The organism is Sphingopyxis granuli NBRC 100800, from assembly GCF_001591045.1.
Taxonomy (GTDB): Bacteria; Pseudomonadota; Alphaproteobacteria; order Sphingomonadales; family Sphingomonadaceae; genus Sphingopyxis; species Sphingopyxis granuli.
In genome coordinates, this window is sequence record NZ_BCUA01000007.1 from 53,307 (window position 1) to 73,107 (window position 19,801).

Consider the following 19,801-nt stretch of genomic DNA (forward strand, 5'->3'; position numbering starts at 1 on the left):
AGGGATCGCGCCGGGCGCCACCGCGCGATTGCGATTATCTCTTAATATTCGAGAGCAAGCCTGCCAAAAGGTGACATGAATTCGCCCTCGCCCCCCGCTTACACATCGCAGACGCTGATCAAGGGACTGCGGCTGCTCGAAGCGCTGGTTCGCGACGGCGGGCGCTCGACCCTGTCGGCGGTGGCGGCGCGGCTGGCGCTGCCGCCGCAGACGGCGCACCGCCTTGCGCTGACGCTCGAGGCCGAAGGCTATCTGGTCCGCACCGCGAAGGGCGTCTATCGCGCAGCGCCGCGCCTCGCCGCCCTCGCGCAGCCCAGCGAGCCGCGCGCCGCGCTCGCCGCCGGCCTGCGCCGCCCGCTCGCGCGGCTGGCGGCGCAGTTCGGCGCCTATGCCCATGCCGGCATCCTCGAGGATTCGATGGTCACCTACATCGTCAAGGAGCGCGGCGACGCCGCCGAGCTGTTCACCGCCGAACGGATGCAGCTCGAAGCCTATTGCTCGGCGATCGGCAAGATATTGCTCGCCGCGCTGCCCGAGCCCGCGCTGGCCGCCTATCTCGCCGGCGGCCCGCTGATCGCGCTAACCCCAAACACGATCACCGATGCGGCGGTGCTGCGAGACGAGCTGGCGACGATCCGCCGGACCGGCATCGCCTATGACCGCCATGAAATCCGCAACGACCTGTTCTGCATCGCGGTGCCGCTGCCGCCGGAGGACGGGCGCATCGAGGGCGCGATTTCGCTATCCTTCCTTGGGCGCACACCCGATCCGGCGGTGCGGCGCAAGACGATCGCGCGTCTGCGCGCGGTGGCCCGCCGCCTCGCCGGAGAGGCCGGTCAGGCGGGCGCCGCCAGTTCCGCCCGCACATAGTCGACCGACCCGGCGCCGCTTGTCAGCCGCTGGGCGCCGAGCTGCCGGTTCCACCAGCTTTCAGACCCATCGGCAAGCCGCCATTCGTGCAGACGGCGGGTGAAGAGGTGAAGGTCGTGCTCGACGCTGATCCCGATCGCGCCGTGCACCGCGTGCGCGGTTGCGGCGACGCGCGTCGCGGCCCTGCTCGCCACCGATTTGGCGGTCGCAGCGGCGGCCAGCGAAGGCGGCCAGGCCCCGGCGCAGCCGAGTTGCGACGCGATGCGCGCCGCGACCGCCTCTTCGGCCATCACCGCCAGATTCTGTTGGAGTGCCTGCTGGCGGCCGATCGGCTTGCCGAACTGGGCGCGCTCGTTGGCATAGGCGGCGGTCATCGCGACGAGCCGATCCGCCGCGCCGGCGATCAGCGCCGCGCGCAGCACCGCCGCAAGCGCGCGCAATCCCCCCGCCGGCGCCGGCAGCATCCCGTCGAGCCGGTCCCATCGCATCCGCGCCGCGAGGCTGCGGGCAACCCCTGTCGCTTCGGCCCCGTCCGCCGCGACGAGGGCGAGCCGCCCGTCCTGTTCGACCAGCACATGGCGCGCGACGAGCCCCAGCGGCACCACCACCGTCTGTCCCGGCGCCGCCACGGCGAGCGCGACCGGTCCGTCGGGCAGCGGCGCACCGGCGTCCGCCAGTAACGCCCGCGCGATCATCGTCTCGCCGACCGGCAGCGGCACCGCGTGGCGCCCCAGCGCCTGCCATAGCGGCTGCACCGCCGCGACCGGCAGGCCGAAGCCGCCCGCCGCCTCGGCAACCAGCGCGTCGAGAAACCCCGATCCGGCCACCGCGTCCCACATCGCATCGGTATCGCCGCCCGCCTCGACCGCGCGCACCGCGGCGGGCGCGGCGACGGTTTCGAGCATCCGCTCGAAGGGCGAAAGAAGCGCATCGTGATCCATCATCGCAGTCCCATTCCGCGCGCGATGATCCCGCGCAATATTTCCCGCGTGCCGCCGCGCAGCGAAAAGCTCGGCGCCACATGCGTCACATAGAGCAAGGTGCGATACAGCTCCGCATCGACCGGCTCGTCCGGATGCGCGGCGAGGTCGTCGCCGATCGCGATCGGCAGTTCCTGTTCGAAGCTGGTGCCGAGGTCCTTGACCAGCGACGCCTCGACCACCGGGCTCTCGCCGAGCGCGAGCCGCGCGGTGCAGGCGATCGACATCGCCCGCAGCGTCCCCAGCCGCGCGGTGAAATCGCCGACCAGCGCCACCGTCGCCGAATCCTCGCGCCCCATCGCCTGCAGATGCCGCACCCAGGCGTCGAGCAGCACGACGCTCGAATAGATGCGCTCGGGCCCGCTGCGTTCGAAGGCGAGTTCGGCCGTGACCTGCTTCCAGCCCTCGCCCTCATGCCCGATCAGCGCGTCGGCGGGCAGGTCGACATCTTCGAAGAACACCTCGGCGAAATGCGCGTCGCCCGCCAGGTCGGCGATCGGCCGCACCGTCACGCCCGGCGCCTTGAGGTCGATGATGAGCTGCGACAGGCCGCCGTGCCTATCCTCGCTGGTGCCCGAGGTGCGGAGCAGCGCGATCATGTAGTCGCTGTGCATCGCGTTGCTCGTCCAGATCTTCTGGCCGTTGACGCGCCAGCCGCTTTCGGTGCGCTCGGCGCGGGTGCGCACGCTGGCAAGGTCGGACCCCGACCCCGGCTCGCTCATCCCGATGCAGAAGAAAATCTCGCCGCGGCAGATGCGCGGAAGATAGTCATCGCGCTGTGCCTCGGTGCCGAAACGCAGGATCAGCGGCGCGCTCTGGCGGTCGGCGATCCAGTGCGCCGCGACCGGCGTACCCACCGCGAGCAATTCCTCGACGACCACGAAGCGCGCGAACGGCCCGCGTTCGCCGCCGCCATAGCGCCTGGGCAGCGTCAGGCCGAGGAAGCCCGCTTCGCCCAGCCTGCGGCTGAACGCCGCGTCAAACCCCGCCCACGACCGGGCGCGGGCCGCATCGCCGCGCGCCGCGACGGCTTCGGCTGCAAGCGCGCGGATCGCCGGGCGCAGCGCTTCGTCTTCGGCGGGCAGCGCCGCGAGGGTCAATGTGTCGAACACCCGTCTTCCCTCCTATGTGGCCGGCCGCACCGCGGCAGATGCCGCATGCCCCATCGCGACCACGGCAGCAATAGATATGCAGCCTCCTTCCCGAAGGCCGATTCGGTCACCCTCGCGGCATCGCCCACGCCGCCCACAGCCAGCCGGCGATCATCAGGGCGCCGCCGATCGGCGTCACCGCGCCCAGCCACCGCGGCGCGCCCAGCGCCATCGCATAGAGGGTGGCGGCGAACAGGATCGAACCGGCCAGCAGCATCGCCGCCGGCCCACGCGCGACGCCCATCACGGCGAGCGCCCCGACCGCGTGGATCAACTGATAGAGGCCGCCGGTCCGCAGCCATTCGGCCTCTTGCTGCCCCGCCGCGCCATGGGCGCCGAACGCGCCCGCCGCTACCGCGACGGCCGCGGAAATCGCCGCAAACAATCCGATCATCGTCCTTTTCCTTCCTTCGCGCGGCCGCCCGATAGCGCCGCGCGTGACAAAGCCACAAAAATCGCATAAGGGCGCCGCCAATCATGCCAGTCAAGACCCTCCCCGCCCAGCCGAAAGTCGGCATGGTTTCGCTCGGCTGCCCGAAGGCGCTGGTCGACAGCGAACGCATCCTGACGAAATTGCGCGCCGACGGCTATGGCCTGTCGCCCGATTATGCCGGGGCCGACGTGGTGCTCGTCAACACCTGCGGCTTCCTCGACAGCGCGAAGGAGGAAAGCCTCGAGGCGATCGGCGAGGCGATGGCGGAGAACGGCCGCGTCATCGTCACCGGCTGCATGGGCAGCGAGGCCGACCTGATCCGCGCGCGCTTCCCGAAGGTGCTCGCGGTCACCGGCGCGCATCAATATGAGCAGGTGGTCGATGCGGTCCACGACGCCGCGCCGCCGACGCAGGGACCCTTCGTCGATCTGGTGCCGGAGGGCGGGCTCAAGCTGACCCCGCGCCACTACAGCTATCTGAAGATCAGCGAGGGCTGCAACCATAGCTGCGCTTTCTGCATCATCCCCGACCTGCGCGGCCGGCTGGTCAGTCGCCGCATCGACGCGGTGCTGCGCGAGGCGGAGAAGCTCGTCGCGGCGGGGACCAAGGAACTACTGGTGATCAGCCAGGACACCTCGGCCTATGGCGTCGATATCCGCCATGATCCGCGCGAGTGGAAGGGGCGCGAGGTGCGCGCGCACATGACCGATCTCGCGCGCGAACTCGGCCAGCTTCGGACGAGCGAAGGCCGCGCGCCGTGGGTGCGGCTGCACTATGTCTATCCCTATCCGCACGTCGATGCGGTGATCCCGCTGATGGCGGAAGGGCTGCTCACCCCCTATCTCGACATTCCCTTCCAGCATGCGAGTCCGAAGGTGCTGAAGGCGATGAAGCGCCCCGCGAACGAAGCGAAGGTGCTCGAACGGCTCGCGGCGTGGCGCGCGATCGCGCCCGACATCGCGGTGCGGTCGAGCTTCGTCGTCGGCTTCCCCGGCGAGACCGAGGAGGATTTCCGCTATCTGCTCGACTGGCTCGACGAGGCGCAGCTCGATCGCGTCGGTGCTTTCCGTTTCGAGCCGGTCGCGGGCGCGCAGGCGAATGCCCTGCCCGATCCGGTGCCGGACGCGGTCAAGGAAGAGCGCTACCAGCGGATCATGGAAAAGACCGCCGCGATCAGCGCCGCGAAGCTCGCGGCGAAGGTCGGCCGCACCCTTCCCGTCATTATCGACGAGGTGGGCGAAGCCGACGAGGATGGCAGCATCGGCGCCACTGGCCGCAGCCAGGCCGACGCGCCGGAGATCGACGGCCATGTCTACCTTCGCGACGTCGCCGCAGGGCTGAAGGCAGGCGACATCGTCGACGTGCTGGTCGAAGACGCCGACGAGCATGACCTGTTCGGGGTCGTGACCGCCTGATTTCCGGGCGACATTTTTACGGGAACGCTTCGGCCCGGTCGGTGGTAGAACAGATATCGACCGGGGGCCGACACATGCGGATAGCACAGCGACTGCCATATCTGATCGTCATCGCGACGGCGCTTGCCGGCTGCAAGGCGCAGACGGTCGCGGACATGGCGCCGCCCCGCGCCACCGACACCGCGCCGACACCGAAGCAGACCTCGCTGGTCGCGGTGCCGATTGACGCCGACGCCGCGGCGCTGCGCACCGCGCTCGAACGCGCGGTGCCGCGCACGCTGTGGACGATCGACCGGCGCGAACCGAAGTGCGTGCCGCCGCAGGGCGTCAAGGTTTTCGGCAAGAAGGTGAAGGTCACGCCGCCGATCGCCTGCACCATCGTCGGGCAGGTGACGCGCGGCCCCCTGCGGCTGCGCGGCGAAGGGCAGGAGATCGTGGTCGACGTGCCGCTGAACGCGCGGGTCAGCGCGCGCGACGTCGGCGGCGTCCTGAAAGGGGAGACTGCGACCGGATCGGCGATAGCGCACGCGCGCATCCGCGTCGAACTGACCCCCGACTGGCGGCTGCAGGGCAAGGCGCGCATCGCCTATGGCTGGACGAAACCACCGGGGATCGACTTCCTCGGCCGGCGCATCACCTTCACCGACCAGGCCGACGCGAAGCTGAAGCTCGTCGTGCGCGACGTCGAGCGCGAGGTGAACCGGGAGATCGCCCGGGTCGACGTGAAGCGGCAGGCGGCCGACATCTGGCGGCGCAGCTTCACCACCCTCGAACTCAATCGCGAAAATCCGCCGGTGTGGATGCGCCTGACGCCGCAGCGCCTCCTCTATGGCGGCTACCGCGTCGACGGACAGCGCATCAAGCTGAACCTTGCGCTAGAGGCGATGACCGAAAGCTTCGTCGGCGATCGCCCCGCCGACCCCGCGCCGACGGCGCTGCCGCGGCTGGTGCACGAAACGCCGCGCCCGCACCTCGACGTGTTCGTGCCCGTCGTCGCCGATTATGCGGAACTGGAACCGGTGATCCTGCGCGCGCTGGTCCAGCGGTCGGCACGGTCGTTCGAGGTTCCGAAGGTCGGGCCTGTGATGGCGAAGTTCGACAAGGTGACGGTCTATGGCGCGCCGGGCGGCCGCGTCGCGGTGGGTGTCTCGGTCACAGCGCAGCCGCAGCGCATCCCGCAGGGGCCGACGCACGGCCGCATCTGGGCCACCGCGGTCCCGGTGAACGATCCGGGATCGGCCGAGGTCCGCTTTGCCGATCTGACAATTCTGGGCGACACCGACGGGATCGGGGGCGATCTGCTGCTGAAGCTTGGGCAAAGCCCCGGCTTCTCGACCCTGATCGCGTCCGCGCTGACGCAGAATTTCACCCGCGACGTGGAGGAACTGGAAGGCAAGATCCGCCGCGCGGTCGATCAGCGGCGCGAGGGCGATTTCGAGATTCGCACGACCGTTTCCGGCTTCGAGACCGGCGAGATCAAGGCCTATGGCGCGGGCCTCTATCTGCCGGTCCGGATGAGCGGATCGGCCAGCATCGCCTATCGACCCGCCCGATAGTCAGCCGGCCACCGTCTCTTTGTGGAGAATGCGGCCCGCGCCATCCGCGATCGTGAAGGTGACGCGCCACGGCACCTCGTCGGGGAAGCGCGTCCGGCCGAGGACATGGGGCTTCGCGCCGGCGATATAGCTCGCCGAATTGCGCGAGCGCGACTTGCCCGTCACCTCGACCGTATAGACATAGCGCTCGCCATGCCCCGGCCGGCCTTCGAGGGTCAGTTCGACATATCCCGCATGCCGTTCGGTCTGCAGCAGAATCGGTGAGGCGTCGCGAGATGTCATGGCGGTCGATCCCGAAGCGAGAAAAGCGGCAAGCGGTGCCGCCAACAGAAATTGCGCCGCCCGCACCCAGGCGCTCCACGGTTTCACCGGCGATTGCCCGGCTTGGGTTGCTGGACCGGCGGATCGGGCGGCCCGATCGGCAGCTGGTCGGAATCGGCGCCGAATATCCCTTCGGACCCCGGAAACTGGTTCAGGAACCGCGCCAGCATGTCGGGGCCGATCTCGCGCGCGATTAATTCAGGCGTGGGCTGCTGGCCCCGGCGGCGTATCATTTCCCAGGCCGTCGCGACCTCCCGGTACAGTTCCGCGCGCGGATGCTCCACCGTCAGCTTTTCCAGGCTGCCTTCGGGACCGCTATCGTCGCGCGGCAGGTCGATCGTGTCCGGCAGTTGCTCGACGGCAACGCTCGTGGATTTGCGGGCGTCGACCTGTTCGACCTGATCGCCGCCCTTTTCGCGGGGCGGGCCGATCTGGCTCACCGTGGTCGCCTCGCCCCCGCTCGGCGGCGGTTCCGCGGTCGGCGCGGCCAGAAGCAAGGCGAAGGCGACGATCAACGGCTTCCCGTCTGGGTGATGCCGATCGAGGCACCGCCCTCCTGAAGGATCTGCAGGATCAGGCCCGTGCCGATCTGATCGATGGCGGCCAGATTGTCGTTCCCCTGCTGGGTGACGTCGAGCGCGTTCCCCGCGCCGGTCTGCGTCAGCATGGCGATATTGCCGATCCCGTCCTGAAGCAGGCCGATATGGTTGGCCGCGCCGGCGTCCGCCTGCTGGGTCACCAGCGCGCTGTTCGCCTGGCCGGATTGCCATATGCTCGCGATATTGCTGCCCCCCGGCGCACCCGACTGGCGGACGCCGACGGTGCCGTCGCTCCCTTCCATCGCCAGCGTGACGGCGGCCAGCGCATCGCCCTGCTGGACGATGTCGGCCCGAAGCGCGTCGCCGGTCAGCGTGATGTCGACGGCCGCATGAGGGGCGTCCTGCGCCACGTCGACGCCGCCGGCGGAGCCGATCTGTTCGATCGTCACGCTCTGGCCGGGATGCTGGCCCTGCGCGACCGCGGCCGAAAGCCCGGTCCCCGATTGGTCGATCGTCGCGGTGGACTGGGCCATGGCGACGCCCGGTCCGGCCGACAAGGCCCCGGCGGCGAGAAGCCATAGATCACGGCGTTTCATCGGACTTCTCCCTGCAATAAAAAGTCCCCGGAGGGCGCCCTGGGGCGTCCTCCGGGGCGCGGGGTCACTGTGCGACGTTCGCCACGTTGAACGATCCCGACTGAAGAACGGTCGAGACGTTTCCGTTGGTGAGCTGCGTCACATTCGCGGTGTTGTTGTTGCCGCTCTGATCGACCGACGAAGTGTTGCCCGAACCAAATTGCAGGACGAGCGCATATTGCGAGTTGCCTGCCTGGGTCACGGTCGAGCTGTTGTTGTCGGCATACTGGCCGACACCGGCATAGCTGCCGCTGCCGGTCTGGACGATCGACGAGCTGTCGAAATTGCCCGTCTGCTCGTTGACCGCGACATGGTTGTCGCCATCCTGGTCGATCGACGACGTGCCGTCATTGCCATATTGGTAGATCGCCGCAGAGAAATTCTCCGTCGGCGGGCTATCCTCGCGCTGGATGATGCTGCCCGTATTGCGGTTGCCGACCTGATAGACCAGGGCGTCGCTGTCCTCGGACCGCTGGACGATCGATGCGTCATTGTCGTCGCCGGCAAGCTGCCAGACATAGGCGACCGAACGGTTGCCGTGGTTCAGCACGCTCGACACGCTGTTCGTGCCCCACTGCAGGACCTCCGCATAGCCGTCGTTGGCCCGCTGGAAGACTTCGGAGTCGTTGCCGTCCCCGGACTGGTCGACATAGACCGACGAATTGATCGGCCGGATGCCGCCCGGCGACGTCTGGTCGACAAGGCTGCTGTTGCCGTTGCCCGACTGGTCGACGGTCGCCAGCACCGATTCGCCGTCCTGGACGATGTCGGAACTGTTGCCGTCGCCGCTCTGGTTGACGTCGGCGTCGTCGTCGGTTCCGGTCTGCAGGACGGTCGAGAAATTGTCGGCCCCGCTCTGCACGACATAGGCCTCGCCGACGTCGCCGATCTGATCGACCGTGCTGTCGTTTCGCAGCCCGGTCTGCGTCACCTCGGCGATCTGGCTGCCGGTGCCGCCCTGGTTGATCATGCTGTTGTTGCCGTAGCTGTCGTCGGTCAACGCCGCCGTCGCATCGCCCTGAACCACCGTCGCGCTGTTGCCGTCGCTGGCCTGGTTGATCGTCGAGGACTGCCAGTCGTCGACCTGCGTCACGTCGGCATTATTGTTGTTGCCTGACTGATTAACGAACGATTCGGTCTGGATCGCGATGGTCGACGTGTCCTGCGATACCGTGGCGACATTATTGTCGCCGGACTGATCGACCTCCGACACGTTGATCGGGGTCGAACCCGATCCGTCGTCGGCCTGGGTGACGTTGGCGAGGTTGTTGGCGCCGCTCTGGGTGACCAGCGAATCGCCGCCGTCCAGCGAACCCGTCTGGTCGACATTGGCGGTATTGCCGGTGTTCGACTGGTTGACGGTGCTGACCGATTGGGCGAGCGCCGGTCCGGCGATTGCTAGCGCGAGAACCGAAGCCGCGCTCATCATCATCTTCTTCATCTTCCTGCTCCTTGGCTTTTGCGGCAGGCGATGCGCCGCCGCAATACAAAGGCCGGATCCGTTGCGTCATCCAGCGCCGGCCCCGCTGGCTGCCGACGGGAAGAGAGAACGCGGTCGGTGCGGCGGCCACGGGGGGGATCGGCGCCGCCGCACCTTGCGATTCCGCCGCGGCTGCGATATGAAGCCGGACGGACGCTCGCGTCTGGCGAGGTTTCCCGTAAACCTTGCCAAGTCCGGTCTCGTCGACATCGCGATGCCAATCAGAGTGTCGACGGGACCGCCTTTCGTGCCCGGATGATCCGGGCGATTCCTTCTATTCCCCTCCCTTGTTCGGCTGGGTCGTGACGTTCGTCGTATCCAGCGTGTTGAGCGTCGGCATGGGCGGCGCGGGTTGCGCCGGCCCGGTCGGGCGTGCCGCCGGCTGCGCGGGCCGCGCCGAAAGCTGCGGTGCGTCGCCGCGGTGCGCCGGCGCCGCGGGCGCACGCGCCTGGACATAGCCGGGCGTGCATGCGCCGGTGATCGTGCTGCCGTCGGTGCGGCGCACCAGTTCGACCGCCTCGGGCTCGATATTGTCGCGGCGCGCATAATATTGGCGGAGCAGCTTTTCGCTGAACTCCGGCTGCGTCGACATGCACCACAGATCGCGCCCCGCGCCTTCGATGATCAGGCCGTAGACCGCGGATTCGATCGCCTGCTGCAGCGCGAGGGCGTCGGGCTCGTTGGTCGCGACGCCGCCTTCCAGTTCGAGCAGGTCCTTGAACGCGACATAGCGGAAGGCATTGGCGTCGAGCCCGATCGACGCGATCGACTTGCGTACGCTGACGGTCAGCAGCACCTCGCCCGTCTTTACGCTGACGGCACGGAGATAGACGGTCACCGTATCCTCGCGATATTTGGTGCTGCCGCCGATGCCCAGGAACCGCGCGCCGATACCGCCCGACTTGGTGTTGGTATCGTATCCGATGATGCCGCCTTCCAGGATGACGCCCGCGAAAAGCAGCGGGGGAAGCGCCTGGCGATTGAGTTTCGTCTCGCCCAGGTAGGACGCCCGCATCTCGCGGATCACGGCGCGCTCGCGCAGCAGATTGTCGAGGCGCTCGCGCTCGATGACAGTGAACCAGCGCCCGCGCCCCGATTCCTGCAGTGCCTTGACCAGAATCGAGGTCGCACCCTGCGTGACCGCGCGCGACAGCGTCTGGACCCCTTCGGTGGGTTTGAACTGGCCCGTCTGATCGGCGAAATTATAGACCGCGACCGAGATATTATCGCCGGGTGCCGGCAGGCTCTGCAAGGTGTGGGTCGCGGGGGTCGGCAGCACCGGCTGCGGCGCCGACCAGCTCGCCCCGTCGTTCACGGCGCACGCGCAGAGCAGCGTCGTGGCCGCCGCTACGACGGCGGTGCGAAGGCGCAGGGGAGAGGTCATTCGCCCGGTCCCGTCAGGCCGCCGTCATCGCTGCCTTGCAGCAGCGGGATGACGATCTCGGTCACGCTGCCGTCGGCGTTGTTGGTGATCGTCAACGTGACCGAATCAAGGCCGCGGACGAAGGAAATCTCCTGGTCCCCGAACTGGATCAGGCCGCTGTCCTGCGCGTTCTCGCCAAAGATGATGTCGGTGATCTGGGTGGCCAGAGACGACAGCAGGCGGCTTTGCAGCGTGCGCAGGAACTGCTGCGCCGGATCGGTCGAGGTGACGGCGTTCGGGTCCTTATATTTGTTCTGCGCGGAGGCGATGCCCAGAAGGTGGGCGGAATTGAAGGGGTTGCCGCCGAACGAGGGATTGACGGGCGTGTAGACGATGTCCTGCGCGTGCCCCCCCGCCGGCATCAGCACGGCACACGCCCCCAGCGCCGCTGGCGCGGCCCATTTCGCCCGGAAAATCATGGCACGTCCTCCGCCTGCTATCCCCGCCGCAAATTCGCGACCCGCCTGCCGGTCGCCCGGAAAGCGTTTGAGGCTCGGGGTGCTTCGACCAACCGCCCGTTATCGCGACGTGGAGAGCCGAAACATTTGTCGCGGCAGCCGATTGGCAACCGCCGAAGTGGATGACGCTATGCCAGGATGGGCGAGTCGCCTACCCGTACCACTACGGATGGTGGCTTTACGGGTAGATGGCTAAGGGAGTAATAGGCCAAAGACGTCATACGAGGTCGCCCGACGAAGTTTCGAAAGCAAATCATCGAACAACGGTTGGGAGTTAGGGAGATGAAACACGACCTGGTCCATGTCGTTGACGACGACGAGGCCGTTCGCAACACGCTCTCCCTCCTGCTTCACGCCAATGGCTACCGGGTACGGCCATGGTCCAGCGGCGAGGCGATGCTGGCGAACGATTTCGACAGCGAGCCGGCCTGTGTGCTGATCGACCTGCGCGCGCCGACCGCGGCGGACCTCGACCTTCTGGAAGCGATCAACCGGCGCGGCACGATGGTCGCGACGATCATACTTTCGGAGCAGGCGGATGTTCGAACCGCCGTCGCCGCCCTGCAACGCGGCGCCGCCAATTTCATTGCGATGCCCGCCGAAAGCGAATTGCTGCTGAACGGCATCCGCGACGTTCTCGGCTCGCTGCACAATCGGCAGGCGGCGGAGGCGCGGCGCCGCGACGCAATCGCCCAGCTCGGCAAGCTGTCGCCCAGAGAGCTCGAGGTGCTGTATGGCGTCGCCAGCGGCAAGCAGAACAAGGTCATCGCGCTCGAACTGGGGATCAGCCCCCGTACGGTGGAGGTCTATCGCGCGAACATCATGGAAAAGATGAACTGCAGGACCCTCGCCGGAATATTGAGAATCGCATTCATTGCCGGACTGCTGGAGGACAACGTCATCGCGGGCGCCGCCTGATCGTGGCGGCACGGGTCGTGCGAGACCGGCGATAGCGGCTCCGCGATCAGAACAGCCGCGTCAACGAATAGAAGATCGCTGCGACCACTGCGCTCGCGGGAATGGTGATGAACCAGGCGACGACGACGTTGCTCGCGACGCCCCAGCGCACCGCGCTCGCGCGGCGGGCGACGCCCGCGCCGATGACGCTGCCGGTGATGGTGTGCGTCGTCGACACCGGAATGCCGAACCAGCTTGCCGCGAACACCATGATCGACCCGCCGGTCGACGCGGCGAAGCCCTGGTGGTGCGACAGCTTGGTGATGCGCCCGCCCATCGTCTCGATGATCTTCCACCCGCCCGACAGCGTGCCGAGCGCGATCGCGACATAGCAGCTGATCGCGACCCAGTGCGGCACATGGAACTCCCCGTCCAGATAGCCGGTCGAATAGAGCAGCACCGCGATGATCCCCATCGTCTTCTGTGCGTCGTTGAGCCCATGGCTGATCGAATAGGCGGCCGAGGAGAAGAGGTGGAGGCGGCGAAAGCTCTTTTCGGCGAATTTCGCGGTCGCGCGGCGCAGCGCCCAGCTGCTCGCGAGCATGACCAGCATCGCCAGCAGCATGCCGAGCATCGGCGACAGGAAGATGGCGATCACCGTCTTGTTGAGCCCCGACCACTGGATGCCTTCGAAACCCGCATGCGCGACGCCCGCCCCGACGATGCCGCCGACCAGCGCGTGGCTCGACGAGGAAGGAATGCCTTTGATCCAGGTGACGATGTTCCAGAACATCGCACCGACCAGCGCGCCGAACACGACCGCGGGCGTCACCAGATTCTTGTCGATCAACCCGGCCCCGATCGTCTCCGCGACCCGGTGCAGTTCGGGGAAGCTGATCGACAGGAAATAGGCCGCGAAGTTGAAGAAGGCAGCGAACATCACCGCCTGCACCGGCCGCAGCAGGCGCGTTGCGACGACCGTCGCGATGCTATTCGCGGCGTCGTGCAGCCCGTTCAGGAAATCGAACGCCAAAGCGAGCAGGATCAGCCCGGCGAGAAGGGGAAAGGCCAGTTCGTGCATGGGCCTATCCGTCCAGTGCCAGAGAGCCGTTCGTGTCGAGCGAAGGCGGGACACCCCCCGATCTTGCGCGGCCCCGATGGGCCTCTCGACGCCGTTTATCCTGAGCGCCTGCGAGGCAGCCGAAGGGCTCGATGCGAACGGGACTTTTCATGCCGGGCATGTCTTGCGTCCGTCCGCTCACGCGTGGTCGATGACCAGGCCGTCGATCTCGTTCGCGACGTCCTCGAAGCGGTCGACGACGCGTTCGAGATGGCTGTAAAGCTCGCGCGCGATCATGAAATGAATGGTGTTCGTCGCGCCATGTTCCTTGAACAGGCGGCGGAGGCCCGCGTCGTGGATCTCGTCGGCATGCCCCTCCATGCGGACGAGCCGCTCGGTCAGTTCGTGCAGGCGCGCGCCGTTGGCGGCGACGTTGCGCAGCAGCGGCAGCGCCTCGACAGTCAGCCGCGCCGCATCGACGATGATCGCGGCGATGTCGCACATCTCGGGCTCGAACGTCTTGACGTCGTAGAGGTCGATGGCGCCGGCGGTCTTCTGCATCTCGTCGATCGCATCGTCCATCGAGGCGATCAGGTCGGTGATCGCGCTGCGGTCGAAGGGGGTCAGGAAGGTGCGGCGCACCGTCTGCAGGACCTCGCGCGTGATCTCGTCGGCGTCATGCTCGCGCTCGACGATCTCCTGGACGTGATCGGCCATCCCCTCGCCGCCCTGCAGCAGCCGCGCCAGCGCCTCGGCGCCCGCCGCCAATGTCGCCGCATGCGCCTCGAACAGGTCGAAGAAATTGCCCTGCCTCGGCAGCAGGCGCTGGAACCAGGCAAACATGCGATTGACCCCTGTCTTTTCGGCCACGTGGAACATGAACCCCGACCGCTGCGCCGCGGCGCGAAAGCCGCTGTCCCCGAACGACCGGATCAGCGCCTGAAGGTCGGGCTCGTCGACCGACGCCGCCGCCGCGTCGAAGGGGAACCAGCGCCGTTCGCGCTCGTCCATTTCCTTCCATTCGTCGAGTTCGCGCGTCACCGCGAGCGGAAACACTTCGACATCGTACATGATCGCCGCGCCGTTCGGGCGGCGCTTGCGGTATTGGAAGCTGCCGATCGGCGTCGGACAGACTGCGCCGACCACCCCGGCCTCCTCCTCCGCCTCGACCGCGGCGGAGGCGTGCCGTTCCATGCCGTTCAGCGGATTGCCCTTCGGGATCACCCAGCGCCCGGTCCCTCGCGAGGTGATCAGCAGAATCTCGGTCGGGCCGTCCATGCCTGGCCCGCCGAATCGATAGGGAAGGACAGCGATCTGCCGCATGTCGTCGGCGTTTACCCCTTGCGGTCCGCGCAAGCGAACCCGTGATTGCGAATTGGTGACGCCCCTATGACAATATTGTGACAGCGGCAATGGCGCATGGCGTCGAGCGCGGTTTCCGTGCCCGTCAATTCGATTGCAAAATGCAACGCTGTGCGTAAGCTGTTTGCCAAAGACGAACGGGAGACGACATGATGGCTGGCAGCGCGACCCTCGATCGCAGCGAACGGACGGCGGCCGCCCCCGTCGATCAGGATGTGCTGATCGTCGGCGCGGGCATCTCCGGCATCGGCATGGCCGTGCATCTTCAGATGAACTGTCCCGACCGCAGCTTCGCGCTCGTCGAGCGGCGCGCGAATCTGGGCGGCACCTGGGATCTGTTCCGCTATCCCGGCATCCGCTCGGACAGCGACATGCACACGCTGGGGTTCATCTTCGAACCGTGGAAGCATGAAAAGTCGATCGCCGATGGCCCGTCGATCCTCGCCTATCTGAACCGCATCGTCGACGAGCGCCATATCCGCGAGCATATCCGCTTCAACCGCAAGGTGGTCGGCGCCGACTGGAGCAGCGCCGAGGGGCGCTGGACCGTAACGCTGGAGGATGACGCGGGAGCGACCACGACGACGACCGCGCGCTGGCTCTATCTCGGCTCCGGCTATTACGACTATGACGAGCCCTATGACGCGCATTTCCCGGGGCGCGAGGATTTCGCGGGCCAGATCGTCCATCCGCAATTCTGGCCGAAGGATTTCGACTATGCGGGCAAGAAGGTGGTGGTGATCGGGTCGGGCGCGACCGCCGTGACCATTGTTCCGTCGATGACCGAAAGAGGCGACGGCAAGGGCGCGGCACATGTGACGATGCTCCAGCGCACGCCGACCTGGTACGCGATCCGTCCGGCGAAGGACGGGATCGCCAATTTCCTGCGCAAGATCCTGCCCGAAAAGCTCGCCTACAGCATCACGCGCTTCAAGAATATCCGCCTGCAGGACATCGTGTTCCGCCGCGCGCGCGAAAAGCCCGAGAAGGTCGCCGATTTCCTGACCAAGAAGCTTAAGCAGGCGCTCGGCGACAAATATGATCCGGTCGCTTTCACCCCGCCCTACAATCCATGGGACCAGCGCCTGTGCCTCGTCCCCGACGCCGATTTCTTCGAGGCGATGAAGGCCGGACAGGCATCGGTCGTCACCGATCATATCGAGCGCTTCGACCGGACCGGCATCCAGCTCAAATCGGGCGGGCACCTCGACGCCGACATCATCATCACCGCGACGGGCCTCAAGCTCGCGGTCGCGGGCAAGATTCCGGTGCGCGTCGATGGCGAGACCGTCGATTGGAGCCAGCATTTCTACTACAAGGCGTGCATGTTCTCGAACGTGCCGAACTTTGCGGCGGTGTTCGGCTATCTCAACGCGAGCTGGACGCTGCGCGCCGACCTCGTTTCCGAATATGTCTGCCGCGTCCTCAACCATATGCGCGATACCGACACCACGGTCGCGACGCCGGTGCTCGAAGACCCGTCGACGCTGGTCGAGGACGACATCTTCGACTTCTCGTCGGGCTATATCCAGCGCGCGCTACACATCATGCCGAAAAGCGCGGTCGACATGCCTTGGCGGCTCAGCCAGAATTATGTGCGCGACCGCGTCGACATGCGTACGGGCACGATCGCCGACGGCATCCTGACCTTCGGCCACGCGCGCAAGGCGGCGGCATCGCCGCCGGCGGAACTGGAGGCGGCCGAGTAATAGGCCACCGCCGTCAATCGATGTGCTCGGGCTTGCCCTTGCGCGCGCCCTTGGCAAGCTCTTCGAGCTGCTTTTCGCTCATGCTGTCGACCATCTCGCGCGAAGCGCCCTTCAGGTCGGACTTAGGGGTGTCGCCGCGCTTGGCGCTGAGCGCGGCGCCGGCGGCTTTCTGCTGAGCCTTGGATCTGGCTGGCATGACCTGTCTCCTATCTGCCCCCGCTATCCGTTAGCGCCCCCTATCCGTTAACGATCGTCCCACCGTTGGGATGCAACACCTGGCCCGACATATAGCTGCTGTCGTCGCAGGCAAGGAACAGGAAGCAGGGCGCCACCTCATTGGGTTCGCCCGGCCGCTGCATCGGCGTGCTCTCCCCAAAATGCGCGACCTTGTCGGCGGGGGCGCCGCCGCGCGGGTTCAGCGGGGTCCAGATCGGCCCCGGCGCCACCGCGTTGACTCGAATTCCCTTCGCCACCAGATTCTCGCTCAACGACCGCGTGAAGGCGGTGATCGCCCCCTTGGTCGCGCTGTAGTCCAGCAAGCCCGGCGAACCCTGGTACATCGTCACGCTGGTGCAATTGACGATCGCCGCGCCCTTGCGCAGATGCGGCAGCGCCGCCTGCACGAGGTAGAACATGCCGAAGATGTTGGTCGCAAAGGTGCGCTGAAGCTGGTCGGGGTCAATGTCGCGGATGTCCTCCGCCGGATGCTGTTCCCCCGCATTGTTGACGAGTATGTCGAGCCGCCCGAAGCGCTCGATCGTCCGCTCGACGATCTTCGCGCCCGCCGCGGGCTTGCCGACATCGGCCTTGACCGCGATCGCGCGGCGCCCCTCGCCCTCGACGATCGCGACGCTGTCCGCGGCGTCCGCCTTGTTGTCCTTGTAGACGATCGCGATGTCAGCGCCCTCGCGCGCGAAAAGCGCACAGACCGCGCGGCCGATGCCGCTGTCGCCGCCGGTGACGATGGCGACCTTGCCGTCGAGCCGGCCCGATCCCGGATAGCGCGGTTCCCACCGGGGCGGGCGGTCGAGGTCGGATTCGCGGTCGCTGGGCGGATCGGCGATCGTCTTCGCCTTACCGACCGCCTTTTCGAGCTTCGCCGCCGCGCGCTTCTTGCCGCGCTTCTCGGTGGGGATTTCGCCGACCTTGCCGGCCTTGGGCTGCTTGGCCATCGTCGCTATCCTCGTGTCGCCGGGCGGAAATCGCCGCGATATTCGGGCTTGAGCGCGTGGATCAGCGCCGCCGACATCGGCAGGTCGATCCTGTAGCTGCCCTCGACATAGGGACCTACTTCATAGGGACCGATCCCGATCGTCAGCCGGTCAAGCTTCTTCCCGTCGGACGAGCCGAGCCAGATCGTCTGCGCCGACGCCACCGGGCATTTTCCGAAAACGCTGTCGGTATCGCGGTTCCATTCGACGCCGCGCGCGGCCTTGGCGCGCTCGACGCCGGCGCACAGGTCGTCGTTCGCCGCCTTGTCGAACGCCGCGCCGCTCGTGAACATGTCGAGCGGCTTCAGCCGCGTCGCCTTGTTACGGTCCCACACCAGCGTGTCGAAGCTCTGCATCCCGTGCGCGCCGCCCATATAGGTCCCGATCTCGGCCGACAGGCTCAGGAAGCGCGGCGTATCGGTGACGCGCTGCCAGCTCTGGAGGTGGCTGTGCGCGTGATAGGGAAACCCCTCCTTGGCCGCCGCCGCCCGGTCGCGCTCGGCCGCCGCGACCAGCGCCGCGCGCTGGACCGCGCGGTCGTTGTCGAGCCATGCCGCAAGCCCCGCAATGCGCGCCGCCTCGACCGGATAGCTGTACGCGAATTCGATGAGGTCGGTCTTTTCCTCGACCTTGGAGGCTGTCGCTTCCTTCGCCGCGACATCGGCGGCACCGTTCAGCGGCGCGCCCGGGACCGACGCCGCGGCCTCCTTTTCGGCGCGGGTCGGCGCGGCCTTTTCCGAACAGCCGGCGACAAGCAGCGCGCCCATGCACAGGAGCGCCGCGGAGCGATGGGGGAATATCCTCGTCATGCGCCAACAACGCCGGGAATCGACAAAGTTTCCCTATCGGCCTAGCACGACCGCATGTTCGATTATTCCGATCTGATCCAGCCCGACAAGGAGCAGGACGCCCGCACCATCCATCTGGTCGACAAGACAAGTTATGACGATTGGCTGAAGGGGCGCAACGCCCGCGAACGCACTGCCCTCGCCGCCGCCGGCTACAAACCCGACGGCTACGCCCACGCCATTCTGCCCGGCGACGATGCCGAAAGCTGGTCGGTGGTGACCGCGGTCGCCAATGTCGACAGCCTGTCGGCCTGGTGCCTCGCCAAGCTGGCGCAAACGCTGCCCGAAGGCCGCTACCGCGTCGAAGGCCGCCAGCCCGGCAAGGCGCTGTTCGGCTGGCTGAGCGGACAATATCGCTTCGACACCTATCGTTCGAAGGCCGAAGCACGCGGGGGCCGCGTGCTGCTGACCACCGACGTCGCGGCGATCGCGCCGGTCGTCGCCGAGATGCGCGGCGTCGCGCTGGTCCGCGATCTCGTCAACACCCCCGCCGCCGACATGGGTCCCGCCGCGCTCGAAGCGGCGGCCGAGCGCATCGCCAGGGCGCATGGCGGAACGCTCACGGTGACGAAGGGCGAAGCGCTCGAACAGGGCTATCCGATGATCCACGCGGTCGGCCGCGCCGCCGCGCGCCACCATGCGCCGCGCCTGATCGAGATCGTCTGGGGCAAGGAAGATCATCCGCGCATCGCGCTGGTCGGCAAGGGGATCGCCTTCGACAGCGGCGGGCTCGACATCAAGCCCGCGGCGGGGATGCGGCTGATGAAGAAGGACATGGGCGGTGCCGCGCACGTTCTCGCGCTCGCCGAGCTCGTCATGGCGACCGGCCTCCCCGTCCGCCTGCATTGCCTCGTCGCGGCGGCGGAGAACGCCATATCGGCCGACGCCTTTCGCCCCGGCGATGTGCTGCGCAGCCGCAAGGGGCTGACGATCGAGATCGGCAACACCGATGCCGAGGGGCGGCTCGTGCTCGCCGATGCGCTGGCGAAAGCGGGCGAGGACACTCCCGAACTGGTCGTCGACTTCGCGACGCTGACCGGCGCCGCGCGCGTCGCGCTCGGTCCCGATCTTCCGGCGCTCTATGCGAATGACGACGTGCTTGCCGACGAACTGCTGAAGGGCGGCGTCGAGCGCGACGATCCGCTGTGGCGGATGCCGCTGTGGGACGGCTATGCCGACCTTCTCGAAACCGACATCGCCGACCTCGGCAATGCCGGGACGTCGGCGTTCGCGGGGTCGATCACCGCCGCGCTGTTCCTCAAGCGCTTCGTTCCCGAAGGCGCGGCCTGGGCGCATTTCGACACCTTCGCGTGGCGCCCGTCGGCGAAGCCCGGACGGCCGAAGGGCGGCGCGGCGCTGGGGCTGCGCGCGGCCTGGGCGATGTTGCAGGGCCGCTACGACCGACGCGGCAGGGCCTGAACAACCTTGATAAAGCGCGTCCCGCTGGTCTAAT

Annotated in this window: 20 protein-coding genes; 6 read left to right on the plus strand and 14 right to left on the minus strand. The window is 67.4% G+C overall.

The genetic code is table 11. From position 1 onward, the window contains the following. The first annotated feature begins 75 nt into the window (after window positions 1-75). Window positions 76-870 (plus strand): IclR family transcriptional regulator, encoded by a 795-nt coding sequence (locus tag SGR02S_RS03320; protein WP_067105639.1) that lies wholly within the window; start codon window positions 76-78, stop codon window positions 868-870. Here the strand turns inward: SGR02S_RS03320 and SGR02S_RS03325 are convergent. From SGR02S_RS03325 to SGR02S_RS03335, 3 genes are all read right to left on the minus strand, one after another. Beyond that, a complete protein-coding gene (locus tag SGR02S_RS03325; RefSeq protein WP_255211376.1) occupies window positions 837-1,814 on the minus strand; it encodes an acyl-CoA dehydrogenase family protein in 978 nt (325 codons plus the stop codon). The genes SGR02S_RS03320 and SGR02S_RS03325 overlap by 34 nt on opposite strands. Next, window positions 1,811-2,962, minus strand: coding sequence for an acyl-CoA dehydrogenase family protein (locus tag SGR02S_RS03330; RefSeq protein ID WP_067105643.1), 1,152 nt, complete (start codon window positions 2,960-2,962; stop codon window positions 1,811-1,813). Before SGR02S_RS03330 ends, SGR02S_RS03325 begins: the two co-directional genes overlap by 4 nt. 106 nt (window positions 2,963-3,068) lie before the next feature. Next, window positions 3,069-3,395: a DUF423 domain-containing protein gene (locus tag SGR02S_RS03335; protein ID WP_067105645.1), complete on the minus strand. Its 327-nt coding sequence runs from the start codon at window positions 3,393-3,395 to the stop codon at window positions 3,069-3,071. A gap of 83 nt (window positions 3,396-3,478) precedes the next feature. Between SGR02S_RS03335 and rimO the strand changes: the two genes are divergently transcribed. Then, window positions 3,479-4,849, plus strand: a complete 1,371-nt coding sequence (rimO, locus tag SGR02S_RS03340; protein WP_067105647.1) for a 30S ribosomal protein S12 methylthiotransferase RimO — start codon at window positions 3,479-3,481, stop codon at window positions 4,847-4,849. A 74-nt stretch (window positions 4,850-4,923) separates the two neighbouring features. Continuing rightward, window positions 4,924-6,405 carry a DUF4403 family protein gene (locus SGR02S_RS03345; protein WP_067105649.1) on the plus strand — a complete coding sequence of 494 codons (1,482 nt, stop codon included), beginning with the start codon at window positions 4,924-4,926 and terminating at the stop codon, window positions 6,403-6,405. Here the strand turns inward: SGR02S_RS03345 and SGR02S_RS03350 are convergent, their stop codons facing one another. The 6 genes from SGR02S_RS03350 to SGR02S_RS03375 all read right to left on the minus strand — a co-directional run bounded on the left by SGR02S_RS03350 (window position 6,406) and on the right by SGR02S_RS03375 (window position 11,222). After that, a complete protein-coding gene (locus SGR02S_RS03350; RefSeq protein WP_156482953.1) occupies window positions 6,406-6,687 on the minus strand; it encodes a hypothetical protein in 282 nt (93 codons plus the stop codon). An 83-nt stretch (window positions 6,688-6,770) separates the two neighbouring features. Beyond that, complete coding sequence (locus SGR02S_RS03355; protein WP_067105653.1) at window positions 6,771-7,241, minus strand: hypothetical protein; 471 nt, start codon at window positions 7,239-7,241, stop codon at window positions 6,771-6,773. After that, window positions 7,238-7,861: a hypothetical protein gene (locus SGR02S_RS03360; protein WP_067105656.1), complete on the minus strand. Its 624-nt coding sequence runs from the start codon at window positions 7,859-7,861 to the stop codon at window positions 7,238-7,240. Before SGR02S_RS03360 ends, SGR02S_RS03355 begins: the two co-directional genes overlap by 4 nt. Window positions 7,862-7,925: 64 nt before the next feature. After that, window positions 7,926-9,341 (minus strand): hypothetical protein, encoded by a 1,416-nt coding sequence (locus SGR02S_RS03365; RefSeq protein ID WP_067105659.1) that lies wholly within the window; start codon window positions 9,339-9,341, stop codon window positions 7,926-7,928. Window positions 9,342-9,654: 313 nt separating this feature from the next. Further along, window positions 9,655-10,764: a CsgG/HfaB family protein gene (locus tag SGR02S_RS03370; protein WP_082796927.1), complete on the minus strand. Its 1,110-nt coding sequence runs from the start codon at window positions 10,762-10,764 to the stop codon at window positions 9,655-9,657. Continuing rightward, on the minus strand, window positions 10,761-11,222 hold the full coding sequence (locus tag SGR02S_RS03375) for a curli assembly protein CsgF (RefSeq protein ID WP_067105661.1): 462 nt from the start codon (window positions 11,220-11,222) through the stop codon (window positions 10,761-10,763). The genes SGR02S_RS03370 and SGR02S_RS03375 overlap by 4 nt, the downstream gene beginning before the upstream one ends. A gap of 321 nt (window positions 11,223-11,543) precedes the next feature. Here SGR02S_RS03375 and SGR02S_RS03380 point away from each other — a divergent pair, with 321 nt between their 5' ends. Continuing rightward, window positions 11,544-12,179 carry a response regulator transcription factor gene (locus SGR02S_RS03380; RefSeq protein WP_067105663.1) on the plus strand — a complete coding sequence of 212 codons (636 nt, stop codon included), beginning with the start codon at window positions 11,544-11,546 and terminating at the stop codon, window positions 12,177-12,179. A gap of 46 nt (window positions 12,180-12,225) precedes the next feature. On the opposite strand, the gene SGR02S_RS03385 is transcribed toward SGR02S_RS03380, so the two are convergent. Beyond that, a complete protein-coding gene (locus tag SGR02S_RS03385; RefSeq protein ID WP_067105665.1) occupies window positions 12,226-13,239 on the minus strand; it encodes an inorganic phosphate transporter in 1,014 nt (337 codons plus the stop codon). A gap of 177 nt (window positions 13,240-13,416) precedes the next feature. Continuing rightward, window positions 13,417-14,541 carry a DUF47 family protein gene (locus SGR02S_RS03390; protein WP_169799626.1) on the minus strand — a complete coding sequence of 375 codons (1,125 nt, stop codon included), beginning with the start codon at window positions 14,539-14,541 and terminating at the stop codon, window positions 13,417-13,419. A 191-nt stretch (window positions 14,542-14,732) separates the two neighbouring features. Between SGR02S_RS03390 and SGR02S_RS03395 the strand changes: the two genes are divergently transcribed. Then, window positions 14,733-16,289: a flavin-containing monooxygenase gene (locus SGR02S_RS03395; RefSeq protein ID WP_067105704.1), complete on the plus strand. Its 1,557-nt coding sequence runs from the start codon at window positions 14,733-14,735 to the stop codon at window positions 16,287-16,289. A gap of 13 nt (window positions 16,290-16,302) precedes the next feature. Here SGR02S_RS03395 and SGR02S_RS03400 read toward each other — a convergent pair whose 3' ends face one another. The 3 genes from SGR02S_RS03400 to SGR02S_RS03410 are packed head-to-tail and all read right to left on the minus strand — an operon-like array spanning window position 16,303 to window position 18,309. Continuing rightward, the gene (locus SGR02S_RS03400; RefSeq protein ID WP_067105667.1) at window positions 16,303-16,485 is read right to left on the minus strand and encodes a DUF3008 family protein; all 183 of its coding nucleotides are present in this window, start codon (window positions 16,483-16,485) and stop codon (window positions 16,303-16,305) included. Window positions 16,486-16,525: 40 nt separating this feature from the next. Beyond that, entirely contained in the window at window positions 16,526-17,461 is a 936-nt protein-coding gene (locus SGR02S_RS03405; RefSeq protein ID WP_082796928.1) for a glucose 1-dehydrogenase, read from the minus strand. Between the two features lie 5 nt (window positions 17,462-17,466). Beyond that, window positions 17,467-18,309 (minus strand): DUF4163 domain-containing protein, encoded by an 843-nt coding sequence (locus SGR02S_RS03410; RefSeq protein ID WP_067105669.1) that lies wholly within the window; start codon window positions 18,307-18,309, stop codon window positions 17,467-17,469. Between the two features lie 54 nt (window positions 18,310-18,363). Here SGR02S_RS03410 and SGR02S_RS03415 point away from each other — a divergent pair, with 54 nt between their 5' ends. After that, window positions 18,364-19,767, plus strand: coding sequence for a leucyl aminopeptidase family protein (locus SGR02S_RS03415; protein WP_067105671.1), 1,404 nt, complete (start codon window positions 18,364-18,366; stop codon window positions 19,765-19,767). Window positions 19,768-19,801 lie beyond the last annotated feature (34 nt).